This is a genomic window from Pseudomonas sp. TWR1-1-3, assembly GCF_049896805.1.
GTDB lineage: Bacteria > Pseudomonadota > Gammaproteobacteria > Pseudomonadales > Pseudomonadaceae > Aquipseudomonas > Aquipseudomonas bubulae.
Map to the genome: position 1 here is coordinate 911241 of NZ_JAFCUZ010000002.1, position 17019 is coordinate 928259.

13 protein-coding genes are annotated in these 17019 nt (G+C 59.1%); 4 read left to right on the forward strand and 9 right to left on the reverse strand.

Annotation, left to right across the window (positions count from 1 at the left end; translation table 11 throughout):
- Nucleotides 1-56: 56 nt before the first annotated feature.
- Nucleotides 57-1181, forward strand: coding sequence for a methyltransferase (locus ACP7BE_RS11705; RefSeq protein WP_426105913.1), 1125 nt, complete (start codon nucleotides 57-59; stop codon nucleotides 1179-1181).
- Nucleotides 1182-1360: 179 nt separating this feature from the next.
- Here ACP7BE_RS11705 and ACP7BE_RS11710 read toward each other — a convergent pair whose 3' ends face one another.
- From ACP7BE_RS11710 to ACP7BE_RS11720, 3 genes are read right to left on the reverse strand one after another with little or no spacing between them, the layout of a single operon-like run.
- Complete coding sequence (locus ACP7BE_RS11710; RefSeq protein ID WP_016779358.1) at nucleotides 1361-1528, reverse strand: DUF2474 domain-containing protein; 168 nt, start codon at nucleotides 1526-1528, stop codon at nucleotides 1361-1363.
- A gap of 57 nt (nucleotides 1529-1585) precedes the next feature.
- A complete protein-coding gene (gene cydB, locus ACP7BE_RS11715) occupies nucleotides 1586-2593 on the reverse strand; it encodes a cytochrome d ubiquinol oxidase subunit II (RefSeq protein WP_095018389.1) in 1008 nt (335 codons plus the stop codon).
- Between the two features lie 3 nt (nucleotides 2594-2596).
- Nucleotides 2597-4036, reverse strand: a complete 1440-nt coding sequence (locus tag ACP7BE_RS11720; RefSeq protein ID WP_094999371.1) for a cytochrome ubiquinol oxidase subunit I — start codon at nucleotides 4034-4036, stop codon at nucleotides 2597-2599.
- Between the two features lie 392 nt (nucleotides 4037-4428).
- Here ACP7BE_RS11720 and ACP7BE_RS11725 point away from each other — a divergent pair, with 392 nt between their 5' ends.
- On the forward strand, nucleotides 4429-5658 hold the full coding sequence (locus tag ACP7BE_RS11725; RefSeq protein WP_095018390.1) for an MFS transporter: 1230 nt from the start codon (nucleotides 4429-4431) through the stop codon (nucleotides 5656-5658).
- Nucleotides 5659-5760: 102 nt separating this feature from the next.
- On the opposite strand, the gene ACP7BE_RS11730 is transcribed toward ACP7BE_RS11725, so the two are convergent.
- Complete coding sequence (locus ACP7BE_RS11730; RefSeq protein ID WP_094999373.1) at nucleotides 5761-6198, reverse strand: DUF4879 domain-containing protein; 438 nt, start codon at nucleotides 6196-6198, stop codon at nucleotides 5761-5763.
- A gap of 210 nt (nucleotides 6199-6408) precedes the next feature.
- Here ACP7BE_RS11730 and ACP7BE_RS11735 point away from each other — a divergent pair, with 210 nt between their 5' ends.
- Complete coding sequence (locus tag ACP7BE_RS11735) at nucleotides 6409-7704, forward strand: NCS2 family permease (protein WP_094999374.1); 1296 nt, start codon at nucleotides 6409-6411, stop codon at nucleotides 7702-7704.
- Nucleotides 7701-8789: a tRNA (uridine(54)-C5)-methyltransferase TrmA gene (trmA, locus tag ACP7BE_RS11740; protein WP_094999375.1), complete on the forward strand. Its 1089-nt coding sequence runs from the start codon at nucleotides 7701-7703 to the stop codon at nucleotides 8787-8789. Before ACP7BE_RS11735 ends, trmA begins: the two co-directional genes overlap by 4 nt.
- 118 nt (nucleotides 8790-8907) lie before the next feature.
- On the opposite strand, the gene ACP7BE_RS11745 is transcribed toward trmA, so the two are convergent.
- From ACP7BE_RS11745 to ACP7BE_RS11765, 5 genes are all read right to left on the reverse strand, one after another.
- A complete protein-coding gene (locus tag ACP7BE_RS11745; RefSeq protein WP_426106083.1) occupies nucleotides 8908-10194 on the reverse strand; it encodes a TolC family outer membrane protein in 1287 nt (428 codons plus the stop codon).
- A gap of 29 nt (nucleotides 10195-10223) precedes the next feature.
- Nucleotides 10224-11552, reverse strand: a complete 1329-nt coding sequence (locus ACP7BE_RS11750; protein ID WP_426105917.1) for an HlyD family type I secretion periplasmic adaptor subunit — start codon at nucleotides 11550-11552, stop codon at nucleotides 10224-10226.
- Nucleotides 11549-13294 (reverse strand): type I secretion system permease/ATPase, encoded by a 1746-nt coding sequence (locus ACP7BE_RS11755; protein ID WP_426105919.1) that lies wholly within the window; start codon nucleotides 13292-13294, stop codon nucleotides 11549-11551. Before ACP7BE_RS11755 ends, ACP7BE_RS11750 begins: the two co-directional genes overlap by 4 nt.
- A gap of 149 nt (nucleotides 13295-13443) precedes the next feature.
- Nucleotides 13444-14073, reverse strand: coding sequence for a heme acquisition protein HasA (locus tag ACP7BE_RS11760; protein WP_150628301.1), 630 nt, complete (start codon nucleotides 14071-14073; stop codon nucleotides 13444-13446).
- A 106-nt stretch (nucleotides 14074-14179) separates the two neighbouring features.
- Nucleotides 14180-16960: a TonB-dependent receptor gene (locus tag ACP7BE_RS11765; protein ID WP_094999380.1), complete on the reverse strand. Its 2781-nt coding sequence runs from the start codon at nucleotides 16958-16960 to the stop codon at nucleotides 14180-14182.
- Between the last annotated feature and the right edge of the window lie 59 nt (nucleotides 16961-17019).

Here is a 17019-nt window from a genome sequence, read left to right on the forward strand (position 1 = left end):
GCCAGACGCCCTCAGGGGCAGGCCATGCAACAGTTGATTCCTCAGAGTTTGTATAAATGCCCGTGCTAGAAAGCCCTTTCGCCCAACTTCGCCTGATCCGCCAACCCGAGCAGCAGAACGAGCCCTTGCAGGCCTTTGATGCGGCGGATGAGTATTTGCTTAATCACTTGGCCGAACAGGCGCTGCCCGCAAACAGCCGGGTGCTGGTGCTCAATGACAGCTTTGGGGCCCTGGCGATCAGCCTGGTGGGCACAATGCAGGTCACCAGCAGCAGTGACTCCTTCCTGGCCATGCAAGCGCTGGAAAAAAACCTGGTGCGCAACGGCCATGCCTACGATGCGGTCTCGATCATTCCGGCCAGTGAACCACTGGCAGGGCCATTCGACTGCGTGCTGGTACGCGTGCCGAAGACCCTGGCCTTGCTTGAAGAACAACTGATCCGCCTGCAAGGTCAGCTGGCACCGGGTGCCCAAGTGATCGCGGGCGCGATGGTCAAGCACCTGCCGCGGGCTGCTGGCGATTTGCTGGAGCGTTATATCGGCCCGATGCATGCCTCGCTGGCGGTCAAGAAGGCCCGGCTGCTGATCGCCACAGCACAGGGCCTGGGACCATTTACCTCGCCCTACCCTACCCGCTATCGACTGGACAAGCCGGCCATCGAGCTGCTCAACCATGCCAACGTGTTCTGCCGCGAAGACCTGGATATCGGTACCCGGGCGTTCCTGCCCCACCTGCCGAAAAACCTGGGCTCGGCCCGGGTTGCCGACCTGGGCTGCGGCAACGGCGTGCTCGCCATTGCCAGCGCACTGGCCAACCCGCAGGCGCAGTACACGCTGGTCGACGAGTCGTTTATGGCCGTGCAGTCCGCCCGGGAAAACTGGCAAGCGGCCCTGGGTGATCGCGAAGTGACAGTGCGGGCCGATGACGGGCTGGCGAGCCAGGCACCGGACTCACTGGACGTGGTGCTGTGCAACCCGCCGTTTCACCAGCAACAGGTGGTGGGGGATTTTCTGGCCTGGCGCATGTTCCAGCAGGCGCGTGAAGCGCTGGTGGTGGGCGGAGCGCTGTATATCGTCGGCAATCGCCACCTGGGCTATCACAGCAAGCTGGCCAAGCTGTTCCGTGGCGTCGAGCAAGTGGCCGCCACGCCCAAGTTCGTGGTCCTCAAGGCGCGCAAGTAAACCTAATCCTTGCAAGCCCCTTGTGGGAGCGGGCGTGCCCGCGAAAGCGCCGACTCGATTGAACCGACAAGCGCGCAGCGCCTGTATCGCGAGCAGGCTCGCTCCCACAGAATACAGTACAAAAAAAACCCGCCGAAGCGGGTCATAAAACCGTAGCCGCAAGGCAACGGGATGGGAAGTCAGTGGCTTTTCATGCCTGCCGCCGTCATGAACATGCGGATCAGCCAGGCAAATACTGCCAGGGTGGCCACACTGCCGGTCCAGATCACCAGCAGCCAGCCTATGCGTTGCCATAAAGGCTTCTTTTCGCATTCTTGCACGTCGTGTAGATAATCCTTGCCAGCCATGTGGGGCCTCCTCTTGGGGAAAAGGCTGTGGCCCTCAGGCCACAGCGGCACTTGCTACTAGTGATAACCGTCTTCGTGGGTCACCTTGCCGCGGAACACGTAGTAGCTCCAGAAGGTGTAGCCCAGAATGAACGGGATGATAAACAGGGTGCCCACCAGCATGAAGCCCTGGCTTTGCGGCGGTGCCGCCGCGTCCCAGATCGAGATCGAAGGCGGAATGATATTCGGCCACAGGCTGATGCCCAGGCCGCTGTAACCCAGGAATATCAGCACCAGGGTCAGCAGGAACGGCGTGTAGTGGGCCTTGCGCGCGATTGCTTTGAGCAGACCGTACATGGTCACCAGCACCAGGATCGGCACCGGCAGGAACCAGAACAGGTTAGGCAGGGTAAACCAGCGGGCCGCGATGTCTGTGTGGGCCAGCGGCGTCCACAGGCTGACAATGCCCATCAGCACCAGTACGGCCAGTGCCAGCGGGCGACCCAGTTTGTGCATGCGCTCTTGCAGTTCGCCTTCGGTCTTCATGATCAGCCAGGTGCAACCCAGCAGGGCGTACGCCACGATCAGGGCAATACCGCAGAACACCGTGAACGGTGACAGCCAGTCCAGCCCGCCACCGGCGTACTGGCGATTGACGACCGGCAGGCCATCAATAAAGGCCCCCAATGCCACGCCCTGAAAGAACGTCGCCACCAGCGAACCGCCGATAAAGGACTTGTCCCAGATATGGCGTTTTTCCGGGCGTGCCTTGAAGCGGAACTCAAAGGCCACGCCGCGGAAGATCAGGCCCATCAGCATCAGGATCAGTGGCAGGTACAACGCCGACAACACGACCGAGTAGGCCAGCGGGAAGGCACCGAACAGCGCCGCGCCGCCCAGTACCAGCCAGGTTTCGTTACCGTCCCAGACAGGGGCGACCGTGTTCATCATCACATCGCGATCTTTCTCGCCCTTGATAAAGGGAAAGAGGATGCCGATCCCCAGATCGAAACCATCCATGACCACATACATCATGATCCCGAAGATGATGATGATTGCCCAGATAAGTGGCAGATCAATACCCATGACTCAATTCCCCTTCGTCAGGCTGTCGCTGTGGCCTTCATCTGTACCCTCATGGGCTGCAGACAGAGGACGGGCAGGCGTGCGTTGCTGGCCTGGGCCACCGTGGGTTTCGTCATCGCCTTCGTGGGTGATCGGACCCTTGCGTACCAGACGCATCATGTAGCCCAGACCTACACCGAACAGCGAGAAATACACCACGACAAACATGACCAGCGTGATGCTCATTTGCGTGACGCTGTGGTTGGACGAAGCATCAGCCGTGCGCATCAGCCCGTAGACCACCCACGGTTGACGACCAATCTCGGTAGTAAACCAGCCCGCGAGGATCGCGATCAGGCCCGATGGCCCCATCCACAGCACCAGGCGCAAGAACCAGCGGTTCTCGTAGAGGGTGCCGCGTTTACGCAGCCACACGCTCCACAGGCCGATAAAGATCATCAACATGCCCAGCGCAACCATGATGCGGAAGGTGAAGAACACGATGGTCGAGTTCGGACGATCCGCTGCCGGATAGTCCTTCATGGCCGGGATCTGCTTGTCCAGACTATGGGTCAGGATCAGGCTGCCCAGGTATGGCACCTCGATCTTGTAGTCCGTGGTCTCGGTTTTCATGTTGGGAATGCCGAACAGAATCAGCGGCGTCGGTTCACCCGGCTTGTTTTCCCAGTGACCTTCGATCGCGGCGATTTTCACCGGCTGATACTCAAGGGTATTCAGGCCGTGGGCGTCACCAATAAAGGCCTGCACCGGCGCAACCACCAGGGCCATCCACATCGCCATCGAGAACATGCGACGAATGGCCGGTGTATTGCGACCGCGCAACAGGTGCCAGGCGGCCGAGGCACCGACGAAAAATGCCGTGGCAACAAAGGCGGCCGTGGCCATGTGCGCCAGACGGTAAGGGAACGACGGGTTGAAAATCACCGCCAGCCAGTCCACCGGAATGACTCGGCCATCGATGATTTCAAAACCTTGCGGGGTCTGCATCCAGCTGTTGGAGGCCAGGATCCAGAAGGTCGAGATCAGTGTGCCGATGGCCACCATGACGGTCGAGAAAAAGTGCATCCCGCGACCGACGCGGTTCCAGCCAAACAGCATGACCCCCAGAAAACCTGCTTCAAGGAAGAATGCGGTGAGTACTTCATAGGTCAGTAGCGGCCCGGTAACAGCACCGGCGAAGTCCGAGAACCTCGACCAGTTGGTACCGAACTGATAGGCCATGACCAGGCCCGACACCACGCCCATCCCAAAGTTGACGGCGAATATCTTCGACCAAAAGTGGTACAGGTCGCGGTAGGTGTCGTCACGGGTTTTCAGCCACATGCCTTCGAGCACCATGAGATAACTGGCGAGACCGATGGTAATGGCGGGAAAAAGAATGTGGAACGACACGGTAAACGCGAACTGAATTCGGGCGAGATCGAGAGCCTCCAAACCGAACATAAGTCTTCCTCTATCAGGTATCAGGTCGTTGAGGACCCGAGCGTCGCGCCCGGATCCAACTTCCCCGCAAGCCATGGCCGCTGCGAATCGCTGCTCGCTTTTTAACCACAACAAAAAGGGATCTGGCCGACTGGCCACTCAGACAAAACCGGAGAGGTTTTGATCTGGATCAAGCATGGTGGAAAGAGTAGTCCATTCCTGACACACGGCTAATGTGGTTTGTTGTCGCGTGACACGATGCCTCAGCCCTTGATATAGACCGTTGCAAGAAGTGCAGGGAATCGCAGAAATCCCTTATCAGGCTCCCGGAGATCATGATGTTTTGAGTCATTATTTGTTACAAAACAGTGATAATCTCGGCCTCCCCCACCCCTTCAGCACGATCCTCCCACATGACCAGCCAGCCCCTTCTGCTACGCCATCACCGACCCTTTGTGGCCTTCTGGTTTGCCCGCATCTTCACCGCCAGTGCATTTCAGATGCTGACAGTGGCCATCGGCTGGAACCTCTATCAGCTCACCGGCAACGTGATGGACCTGGGTTGGGTGGGCTTGATCGAGTTCGCTCCACGCCTGCTGTTCATGCTGCACACCGGGCATGTGGCCGACCGCTATGACCGCCGCAGGGTGGCCGCCGTGTGCCAGTCACTGCAGGCGATGATTGCCCTGACACTGGCCATTAGCAGTGCCAGCGACCATATCACCCGGGAAATGATCTTTATCCTCGCGTTTTTGCTCGGCGCGGCCCGCTCCTTCGAAATGCCTGCCACCCAGGCGCTGCTACCTTCCATCGTGCCAGTTGAACTGTTTCCCCGGGCCGTGGCGGCGGCACAAGCGGCACAGCAATCGGCCACCATCGTCGCACCGGCGTTTGGCGGCCTGTTGTATGCCTTTGGCAGCGTGTGGGTGTATGGCCCGAGCGTGGCGCTGTACCTGATTGCGGCACTGCTGATGAGCAACCTGCCAGCCCGTCAGTTGCCGTTGAACAAGGCCAAGGCCACGCTGGACTCATTGCTGGCGGGCATTCGTTTTATTCGCAGTCGCCCGGACGTGCTGGGCGCTATCTCCCTGGACCTGTTTGCCGTGCTGCTGGGCGGGGCCACGGCGCTGCTGCCGGTGTTTGCCAAGGATATTCTGCTGACCGGCCCCTGGGGTCTGGGCATGTTGCGTTCGGCACCGGCGATCGGCGCCTTGCTGATGTCACTGTGGTTGGCCAGATTCCCGGTGGAGCGCAAGGTGGGGCGCGTGATGTTCACCGCTGTGGGGGTCTTCGGCGTTGCGACCATCGCCTTCGGCCTGTCGACCTCGTTCTGGTTTTCATTGGCGGTACTGGTGGTACTCGGCGCGGCGGACATGATCAGCATGGTGATTCGCGCTTCGTTTGTGCAACTGGAGACCCCGGACGAGATGCGTGGCCGGGTGAGCGCGGTTAACGGTCTGTTTATCGGCGCGTCCAACCAGTTGGGGGAGTTTGAATCCGGGGCCACGGCTCACTGGCTGGGCACAGTGCCTGCTGTCGTGCTGGGCGGCGTCGGTACGCTGATTGTTACCGGGCTGTGGATAAAACTGTTCCCGGGGCTGGCCAATCGGGACCGGATGGTGGAAGAGCGCAATACCCTCTAGATATTCTGTTCCCGATCAAGCCCTTCCGTGGGAGCGAGCCTGCTCGCGAAAAGCGTTCGCGAGCAGGCTCGCTCCCACGGCGGAGGTTTTCTGTAGCCGCTGCTACCTTATATATAGCTTCACACCCAGCCGATTGTGCGGCGGTACCAGCGAACTGTTACTGAACTCGAACCAGCCACCGTTCTTGTTACCCAGATCAAAGGTGTACAAGTGCCCCACGGTGGTGCCTGAACCGTTACAGGCCACCAGCCCCTCGCCCTGATTGCATACCGGCGCCCGTACGCCATCCACTTCCTGGCCGTCCAGAGTCACATTCGGCTGGCCGCCGTAACCGCGTTCCAGCACATAGACCTTGATATGGGGGCCGTTATGGTCGCAGCGGGTCTGCTCGCGACCATCGGACACATCCTCCACCGCACAGGAAACAGACGCTACCTTGAGGATCTCGACAGTGCTCAAAGGCATGGCAGGCGCAGCGCTGACAGCGGCACTTATAAAGAGGCCAAAACAGGCTGAAACAGGTTTGATGAAGTGCTTCATGGGTCCCTCCGAAAACTGGCACGCAGTATGCCTGCCACATCAAGGTTATAAAACATGGCCTCGCAAGGTAACCAAAGCAGCCATATCCACGAGCTGCTGGTATGATGCGCGGCTTTTTCCGACAGACAGAAAATCTTCAGGCGGTCCGCGTCTGTGCTTTGCTGTTGAAAACGATTTAATCACGGCGCATTTGGCGCCACGGGGACTGGCATGCTGGAAAGGCTGTTTCAACTCAAAGCACACAACACCAATGTGCGTACCGAGATACTTGCGGGTATCACCACCTTCCTGGCGATGGCCTATATCCTGTTCGTAAACCCGAGCATCCTCGGTGAAACGGGCATGGACAAGGGCGCCGTGTTTGTTGCCACCTGTCTGGCGGCCGCCATCGGTTCAGCCACCATGGGCATTATCGCCAACTACCCGATTGCACTGGCACCGGGCATGGGCCTGAACGCCTTTTTCACCTACACCGTGGTGCTGCACCTTGGCCATACCTGGCAGGTCGCGCTGGGCGCAGTGTTTATCTCGGCAGTGCTGTTCTTCCTGCTGTCGATCTTTCGCATCCGCGAATGGATCATCAACAGCATCCCGCTACCGCTGCGCTCGGCCATTGCCGCCGGTATCGGCCTGTTCCTGGCGCTGATCGCCCTGGGCAACGCCGGTATCGTGGTTGCCAACAAGGCTACCCTGGTAGGTATGGGCGATCTGGCTCAGCCAAAAGTGATCCTCGCCTCCCTGGGCTTTGCCCTGATCGTGGCCCTTGAAGCGATGAAAGTGCGCGGGGCGGTGCTGATTGGCATCCTGGCCGTGACCATTGCCTCGATTGCCATGGGCGTGACCGATTTCGGTGGTGTCGTGTCGATGCCGCCCTCCCTGGCTCCGACCTTCCTGCAGCTGGATATCAAAGGCGCGCTGGATATCGGCCTGATCAGCGTGATCTTTGCCTTCCTGTTTGTTGACCTGTTCGACAACTCCGGCACCCTGATCGGCGTTGCCAAGCGCGCCGGGCTGATGGGCAAGGACGGCCACATGCCGAAAATGGGCCGCGCCCTGATCGCCGACAGCACCGCGGCCATGGCCGGTTCGCTGCTGGGCACTTCGACCACCACCAGCTACATCGAGTCGGCAGCGGGCGTGAGCGCCGGTGGCCGTACCGGCCTGACCGCCATTGTGGTTGGCATCATGTTCCTGCTGGCGCTGTTCTTCTCGCCATTGGCAGCCAGCGTTCCCGCTTTCGCCACCGCGCCTGCGCTGATGTTCGTGGCCGTACTGATGATGAGCGGCCTGGCAGAAATCGAATGGGACGACGTAACTGTCGCCGCCCCGGTGGTAATCACCGCCCTGGCCATGCCGTTCACCTACTCCATCGCCAATGGCATCGCCTTCGGCTTTATTTCCTGGACCGTGATCAAGCTGCTGTCGGGCCGTGCCCGCGAGTTGAATGCACCGCTGATCATTTTGTCGGTTCTGTTTGTGGTCAAGCTGGGTTGGTTTAACGCATGAGTGCCTTGCCGTTTGATTCTGCTACCTACGCCGTTGAGCTTGAAGCCAAGGCCAACCGTCTGCGTGAGCTGCTGGCGCCCTTCGATGCGCCTGAGCCGCAGGTGTTCGACTCGCCGCTCAAGCACTTTCGCCTGCGGGCCGAGTTCCGTCTGTGGCGCGAGGGTGGTGAGCGGCACTACGCCATGTTTGCCCAGGACGACAAGCGCACACCGATCCTGATCGAAGACTTCCCGATCGCCAGCCTGCGCATCAACCAACTGATGCCCCAGCTCAAGGCTGCCTGGCAAGCCAGTTCGGCCCTGAGCCACAAGTTGTTCCAGGTGGAGTTCCAGACCACCCTGGCAGGCGATGCAATGGTCACCTTGTGCTATCACCGCCCGCTGGACGAGCACTGGCAAACCGCCGCCGAGCAGTTGGCCAAAGACCTGGATATCAGCGTGATCGGTCGCTCCAAGGGCAAACGTGTTGTGATTGGCCGCGATCATGTAGTCGAGAAGCTGGAAGTGGCAGGCCGCACCTTCACGTATCAACAGCCTGAAGGCGCGTTCACCCAGCCAAACGGTACGGTCAACCAGAAGATGCTCAATTGGGCATACGACGCACTGGGCGAGCGTTCGGATGATCTGCTGGAGCTGTATTGCGGCAACGGCAACTTCACCCTGCCGCTGGCTACCCGTGTGCGTAAGGTACTTGCCACCGAAATCAGCAAGACGTCGGTATACGCCGCGTTGAACAACCTGCGCGACAACGCTGTGGATAACGTCACGCTGGTACGCTTGTCGGCCGAAGAGCTGACCGAAGCCCTGAACGAAGTACGTCCGTTCCGTCGCTTGCAGGGCATCGACCTGAAAAGCTACGAGTTCGGCAGCGTCTTCGTCGACCCGCCTCGCGCGGGCATGGACCCGGACACCTGTGAGCTGACCCGCCGTTTCGACAACATCCTGTATATCTCGTGCAACCCGGCGACATTGGCCGAGAATATCGCCCAACTGCACGATACTCACCGTATCGAGCGCTGCGCGGTATTTGACCAGTTTCCGTGGACGCACCATATGGAATCGGGTGTGTTGCTGGTTCGTCGGTAAACACAGGTTCTGATACACCGTGTCGACCGAATCGCGAGCAAGCCCGCTCCCACAGGATCAGCGCAATACCTGTGGGAGCGGGCTTGCCCGCGATGGTAACGCCGCAATATGGCCATGTTTAATGGGCCCGAAAATACCCTGCCACCTGCCGTAAATCCCCTTCGTTTAATACCCCCGCGTAATACCTGAGCTGTACCCGTGCCAATAAATACGCATAGCGTGCCTCGGCCAGATCCCGCTTGGCACTGAACAACTGCTGCTCGGCATCCAGCACATCCAGATTGACCCGCTCGCCGCCACTCACGCTTTTCTGCGTCGCCTGCACCAGGGCACCGGCGGACTCCACCGCCATTTCATAGGCCCGCACCTTGGCCGCGGCACTGCTATTGAGGTTGTACTGCTTGCGCAGGTCCACCAGCGTGCTGGCTGTTTGTGCGTCCAGTTCATACTGGGCCTGGGACAATTGCCGCGCGGCCTGGCGGGTCGATGCCGACACCGATCCCCCCGCAAACAACGGCACGGTGAGCTGAATGCCGACACTGTTGGTGTCGTATTTCTGGTTATAGGTACTTTCGGAGTCAGAACTGGTCTGACGGCTGCTGGCATACAAGCTGAGTTTGGGTAAGTGCCCGGCCCGCTTGCGCTCCACCTCGTACTCAGCCGAGGTCAGCGCATGCTGCTGCGAGGCCAGTTCCGGGTTATTGGCCAGTGCCAGTTCGCGCCAGCTTTCAAAGCGCTGCGGCTCCAGCGGCGCAATCACAAAGTGCGCCGCCAGCGGGGCCAGCTGCCCGATCTGCAACGGCTCGCCAAGCATCGCCTCCAGCTCCCGCAGGGCAGCGTCCTGATTGTCTTGCGCCTCGATTTCTTCGGCCACCGCCATGCTCAGGCGCGCCTGGGTTTCCAGCACATCTGTGCGGGTGCCCTCGCCGCCCTTGAGCAATCGCTGGTTAAGCTGCAAACGCTCGGCAAAAGCACGCTTTTGCGCACGGCTCAGTTCAATGCGCTCCTGTGCCAGCAAGGCCTGGCTATAGGCATTAAGCAGCCGCACCGCCAGATACTGGCTTTTGCTGCGAAAGCGTTCATCAGAAAACAACGCCTGCGCCGCGCCCTGGCGGAATCGTGCGTAGGCTTCGTAGTCCAGCAGCGGTTGCTGCAAGGTCAAGGTTGCCGCATAACTGCGGTAGTCGCGATCGGTCCGGGTGCTGGCCTGGGTGACTTCAGACTCGTTGCGTGAGTTGTTGTAGTTCCACGACAGGGTCGGCAGCAAGGCGGAGCGGCCCAGGGCACGGTTCTCCTCGCCGGCGGCACGCTCTTCGATGGCGGCCTGGAAGGTCGGGTCATTGCGCACGGCCAGATCGTAGGCGTCCAGCAACCCCAATGCCTGCACCGGCCCCGTGCACACCATCAATAATCCACATACAAACTGGCGCACGGTCATTCTTCCACCAATGCCATGTGAGTACGGTCGAGCAGCGGTTTGAACAGGTAATTGAGCATCGAGCGCTCGCCCGTGCGCACAAATGCCTCAACCGGCATGCCCGGGCGAATCTGCAACCCTGCCAACTGGGCCATGCCTGCTTCAGTGACCTGGGCACGCAGTGTGTAAAACGGCTCGTCCGTGCGTTCATCGACCTGGCGATCCGCCGACACCAGCATCACTTCCCCCGCCACCCGCGGCGTGGTGCTCTGGCTAAAGGCCGAAAACATCAGCTCCACCGGCAACCCGGCGTGCACCTTGTCGGCCAGCTCGACCGGCACCCGGGCCTCGACCAGCAGGGGCTCGCCCTGGGGCACGATTTCCATCAGCGCCTGACCGGGCTTGATCACCCCACCTTCGGTAAACACATCCAGGCCCACCACAATCCCGGCCACCGGCGCACGCAGCTGGCTGTTGGCCAGTTCAAACTCGGCCGACGCCAGCCGATTGCGCAGGTCCTCTGTTCGTATCCGGGTATCGGCCAGTTGCGTACGCACTTCCTTTTGATACTCCTCGGCCAGTTGCCGAATTTTCAGACGCATCTCCAGCACTTGTCGCTGCAATTGGCCGATGCGACCGTAGTCTTCACTGATCGAACCCAGCACCTGGGCGTACACCCGCTCGCTGTCCAACAGGCGATTGCGCGGGATATAGCCTTCACGGGCCAGCTCACGCAAACCTTGTAACTGCTCGGCCAGGGCCGTGCGCTGCAGCACCTTGCTGGCCTGGGAGTCACGCACCCCACGTAACTGCGCCTCGGCGCCCGCGATGCTTTCATCGATGCCTTGCTGATCCAGCAGCAACGCCTGACGCCGGCTATCGAACAATTGCCGTTGCAAAGCCAGATTGGACGCCACCTCCGGCTCGCTCGCCAATGCCGTCAACTCGGTGGGAAAGCTCACACTGGCCACACCGTCGCGCTCGGCATTAAGCCGCGCTTCACTGGCCAGCGAGCCATAAAACTGGCTGCGCAAGGATTGGGCCTGACCCAGCAGCGGGGTTTCCTTCAAGCGAATCAGTACCTGGCCTGCGACCACCTTGTCGCCGTCGCGCACATCGATGCGCTCAACAATCCCGCCGCTGGGGTGTTGCACCACTTTGCGATGGCCCGAAACCATCACCTTGCCCGACACCGCAACGCCCTTATCCAGCGGTGCCAATGCGGCCCAGCCGAGAAATCCGAGAAAGCCGCCGAGCATCAACAACCAGCCCAGGCGCGCATATCGGGTGTCATCCAGTTGCAGCACATTGCTGTCGCCAACGGCCTTGGCATTTAACTGCGTCATGCCTTGTTCGCCTCTGCCGTACCGAGTCGGTAGCTCACGTTCATCGCCGGCTTGGGCGCCGCAGGTTTAGCTGCAGCGGGCGCGCCGAGCACCTTGGCCGTGGGGCCAAAGGCTTGTAGCTGGCCTTCGCGCAGGATCAACAGTTGGTCGGTGAGGGTCAGCACATTGGGTTTGTGGGTGATCAAAATCAGGGTTCGCTTGTGCTGTTTGAGCTGGGTAATGGCCTGCAACAAGGCCTGCTCCCCGGCTTCATCGAGGTTGGAGTTGGGTTCGTCGAGCACGATCACCGCAGGCAGACCGTACAGCGCGCGGGCCAGGCCGATGCGCTGCTTCTGCCCGCCGGACAAACCAGCGCCACCCTCGCCCAGGCGCGTTTCATAACCGTCGGGCAATTGCAGAATCAGTAGATGCACACCCGCCAGTTGCGCGGCGGCCAGTACCTTATCGGCATCCACCTCGGCAAAGCGTGCGATGTTTTGCGCGATGGTGCCGGCAAACAGCTGAATGTCCTGGGGCAAATAACCCAAGTGCGGGCCAAGCTGGTGTTTGTCCCACTGCGACAGCTCGGCACCGTCCAGCCGCACCTTGCCCGCCAGCGGCTGCCATACGCCGATCAGCAGCCGGGCCAGGGTTGACTTGCCGCAACCAGAAGGCCCGATCACCCCCAGCACCTGCCCGGCCGGCAGGGTAAAACTCAGGTTGGCCAGGGTGGCGCGACGGGTACCGGGCGCACTGGCGCTCAATTGCTCCACCGCCAGCTCGCCCCGTGGCGCGGGCAAAGCCATGCGTTGCGCCCGAGCCGGATAGCTGTGCAGCAAGGCTTCGAGACGCTGATAGGCCAGCCGCGCCGAACTCCACTGTTTCCACACGCCGATCAACTGATCGATGGGGCTCAACACCCGGCCCATCAGAATGGAGCCGGCAATCATCATCCCGGCCGTGATCTGCCCCTGCACCGCCAGCAAGGCACCGAGGCCAAGCACCAGGGATTGCAGGGCCAGACGCACGCCCTTGGACCAGGCACTGACGGTGGCGGTTTTTTCGCTGGCCAGATTCTGCTGCGCCAAAAAGGCCGTGTGCTGCGCCAGCCAACGCCCGCGCAAGGTGTCGAGCATGCCCATGGCTTCAATGGCCTCGGCATTGCGCAGATGCGCGCTGGCCTGCTGGGTGGCCTGCACCGACAACTCGCTGGCGGCCTTGAGCGGCGCTTGGGAAACGCGCTGATTGACCCACGCCAGCAGCATCAACAGCACCGCGCCGCCCAGGGCCAACAGCCCCAGCCAGGGGCTGAACATAAAGATCACAAACAGATACACCGGAAACCACGGCGCGTCGAAAAACGCGAACAGCGCATTGCCCGTCGCGAACTGGCGCAGGCTGGTGAGGTCATTCAACGCCTGCCCTGCTGCCGGACTGCCGGTGCGCAATTGCGCCTCGAAAGCGGCGTCGTAGACGCGCTGATTCAAGCGCATGTCCATCTGCGTGCCGAGGCGGATCACCACCTGGCTACGCACCCACTCCAACGCCCCCATCAGGCCAAACAGGCCGAGGATCATCAGCGTCAGCATCAACAGGGTCATTTGATTGCCCGATGCCAACACCCGGTCATATACCTGCAGCATGTACAGGGCCGGGGCCAGCATCAGTAAATTGATCACGGCCGAGAACAGGCCGATATTGAAAAAAGCACGTTTGTAGGCCGTCAAGGCAGCCAGCATCTCGTTGGCTTTGGGCCGGGTCATGGAAAGATTCCGAGGATATGGGCCGAAAACCCTGTGGGAGCTGGCTTGCCTGCGATGCAAGCGGCGCGGTCTGACTGCCAGACCATGCCGATGCCATCGCGGGCAAGCCCGGCTCCCACAGGATTGGAGTTCACTGAGGTGGGCGGGAGTTACGCCGCCAGTGCCCAGTCCTGAGCCACATCCAGCACGCCCACCAGGCTGATATCAGCCGCCAGTGGTGCATCGGCGTGAGCCAGGCCGGCCGCAGCCAGTTGGTCGAAGGTCGAATCGGTAGACAGGCCGAACCCGCTCAGCAGGTTGTTGAGCACGCCTTCCAGACCCGATACGTCGCCTTTCATCAGGCCGTAGATCACGTCCTGAACAGCGTTGCCCGCACGGCCGGCATCGCTGGCGGCAGACAGGTCGAGGCCGTTGAAGGAGACGGTGTAGTCGCCCAGGCCAAACGCGCTACCCGAGCCGCCAGTCAGCACTTCACCCAAACTCACGCTGTCCAGTTCACCCCACAGGTAGTGGTTCATGTTGTCGCCAGCAGAGACTTTAGGGTCATACACATAATGCAGGCCATTGTTGGTATCGCTTCCTGCGATAAAGGCGTAGTCCGACTTATTGGCACCATGCGTCGCATACTGCTCACCATCTTGAGCGCTAACACCACTGTTGAAACCACCGGTATTACTTAGACCGTGACCCGCAGTTTTAAAACCTTGAGCCCAGTCGCTGAGTACGTCACCAATCGAATCAGAACCAATAAACGAGCTGTAGTTAATCGAAATAGTCATGACTTGAGTTTCTTCCTTAGATAGTTTCAGTGAAGTGGCGTACAGCGATGCACGCCTTTGCTCACAACGAGCAATCTTTTATATAACGAAGCAAACAGTCCGTTATTTAGAATTTATATTCGAGCATGCCGCTCAATGTCCGACCGCGCGCCATGCTCAAGTTGCTGGCATCTCCCATGGCCACAAAGTAGGCTTCGTCGGTAGCGTTCTCTAACGACAAGGTAATATTCAACGTGTTCGTCGGCCAGTAACTTGCATACAGGTCGTACACGCTGTATTTAGGCCAGAGTGCTTGCTCTATACCGTTGTAACTCCACTCATTCAAGCTCGCGTCATTACCAGGGCTGTAGCGCAAGCGTATCCCAGTGTCCAGGCGCCGCTCAAGAAAACGAGCTCCGACCGTTAGAGACCCTCGATCTGCGGGTATATGCGCCGCATTTCCCATGATAGCCCCGCAAGTGATTGCGTTGTTTCTGTCAGGGTCATCGAGCCATTCAGAGACTCGAGTATTGGTGTAGCCAATCGTGCCATTAGGCCGGGTATAGGGCACTTTGATTATCTTAATAACCTCACCCCTTTTTTTGGCCCCACCCATATAGAATTCATTTGAGCAAAAGTCATTACTGCCAATCATATGCGTATAACTCAGATTGGTATACAACCGCCCCATGTCGTAGTTCAACTGATATTCGACACCTCGAAAACGGGTCTCAGCCAGGTTATTCACATATGCCGAACGACCCGGCGTGGAAATGTCGTCCGAACCTGGTAGAGAGACGCCATAATTTAAAAACGAGAAGTTCTTGATGTTGTTATCAAAGTAAGCAACTTTCACCCCGAGCCGATCATTATTAAAGAACAGGGATTCTTTAAAGATATTTAACCCGAACTCCCATTCCTGGTTTTCCTCAGCTTTCAGGTATGGATTGGGGTAAACCCGCTCCGGCGCATTCCCCCCATGGGGCCGCCCGGTCATAAACACCTCAGTCACCGCCGGCGGGCGCCAGCCCTGACCCCACCGCCCATAAAACTGCAACCAGTCAACTCCGGGTTTTACCCCTATACCAAACGTCGGAGAAAACTTGCCTTCTTCACGATCGGAATCATAGAAATAAACATTTCTTACAGAACTCCCCGATGTCATCACCTCGCCACCATTCTCCCCTGGAGTGACTGGCGCTTGCCATAAGCTCATGCCTGTCTTGCCTTCCAGACGATAGCGGTCATAACGCAACCCGGCATCCAGCGTCAGCCAATAGCTGTACTGGTAGTGCAGGTTATTGAACAGGCTGGCCATGGTACGTTTACCTTCCGGGTCAGCACCCTCAACCCAGGGCAGATCGGTCTCATTCTCTGCAGGCACCAGATTGTTCTTGGACTTAAAGATGTCCTGATAACTCTCCAGGCCATAGTTCCAGCTCAGTTGCCCGTAGTTGTTGAAGTCAAACCGGGACGTGTTTTCTACCTGAAAGCCCCATGTACTGGTGCGAAACTCATCTTCGTAACCATCAAATGCATTACCACTATCAGCCGACGCTTTGTGGGGGGCATTACGTCGATCAAGCTGCGTATTGACGTAATAAAGTTTACTTTTGAAGTCGATCAGCTCGTTATCCGGGTTGTAGCTGTAGTCCAGCGCCAGGTTGCCGGTATTGATATTGCTTTTACCGGTACGAACATAGTCATAACCATCCTTCGTCGCATTGAGGTTGGTCCATGCGTCAGCGCTATCGCTGTCGGTTTCCAGGTAAGTGAACTGCGCTCGCTGGTCGTTGGGCAGGTTCAGCCCGAACTTGACCATCTGCGAACGGGTCACACTGCCGGTATCGCCTACTTCACTGGACAGCCAGTCTTTCCAGGCTTCGCGATATTTGTTCTTGCTGAGAATATTTACGCCCAGGTTATCGGCGTTTTGCCGACCGGTACGGTAGTCACCAAAATGGCGTTCGCTATAAGCGACCAAAACATCGCCAAGATCATTGCCAAATGCGAAGACGCCACCGCCATTGAAATAGGTGCCATTACCCAATTTACCGATACCGCTGCCAGCCCGGATGCGCCCGCCGTACTCTTTGCCGTCTTTCAGGAACTCGCTGGCTTGCAGGGTGTTAAAGCTGGCAATGCCTCCCAATACGCCAGCACCGCCCATACCGGACTGGGCACCTTTGTCGATTTCAACGCTGGAGACCATTTCCGGGTCGATCAGCATCACGCCATTGCGTTGCTGGTGGCCGTTGACATTGAAGTTCTGGCGCATGCCGTCAACGTTCATGTTGACCCGGCCATAGTCCTGAATCCCGCGGATATTGACCGACAGGCCCTGGTCACGCTGGTTGACGGCGGTGTACACGCCCGCGGTTTCTTCAAGCATGTCAGCGGCATGACGGGGGGCACGCTTGTTGATTTGCTCACGGGTAATGACAGCGACGGAGGATGGGGTCTGGTACACCCAATCCGCAGTATTACCCTCACTGGCCGTCACCGATGTAGTGCCCAGGGCCAGGGCGCCGTTGTGTTCGCCGCTGACGCGGGTCAGGGTGATCTGGCGTTCGCCGGTAAAGCGATACTCCACCGGGTTGTTGCCCAGCAAGCGCGCCAGGCCTTCCTGTACGCCAAGGTCACCGTTCAGCGCTACGGAGTTCAGGCCGCGCAGCATCTGGCTGTCAAACAGCACTTGCAGGCCGGCCTGCTCGGCAAATATCAGTACGGCCTTGTCCAGCGGCTGGGCCGGAATATGGAAAGCAATAAATTCTTGCTGAACGGCGCTGCTGATCTTATTTGCGGCCTGCACCGGCATTTGCGCCGCCAACAGGGCGAAAATCCCGACATGAACTGCAAAGGCTAACCGACTTGCGGATTGCACCCCTTTGCGCTGACTACCCATCATTTTTATTTTCCCCAGGCTTACGAGCTGCTTTGCGAATGAATCTCAATAGCAAGACGTAA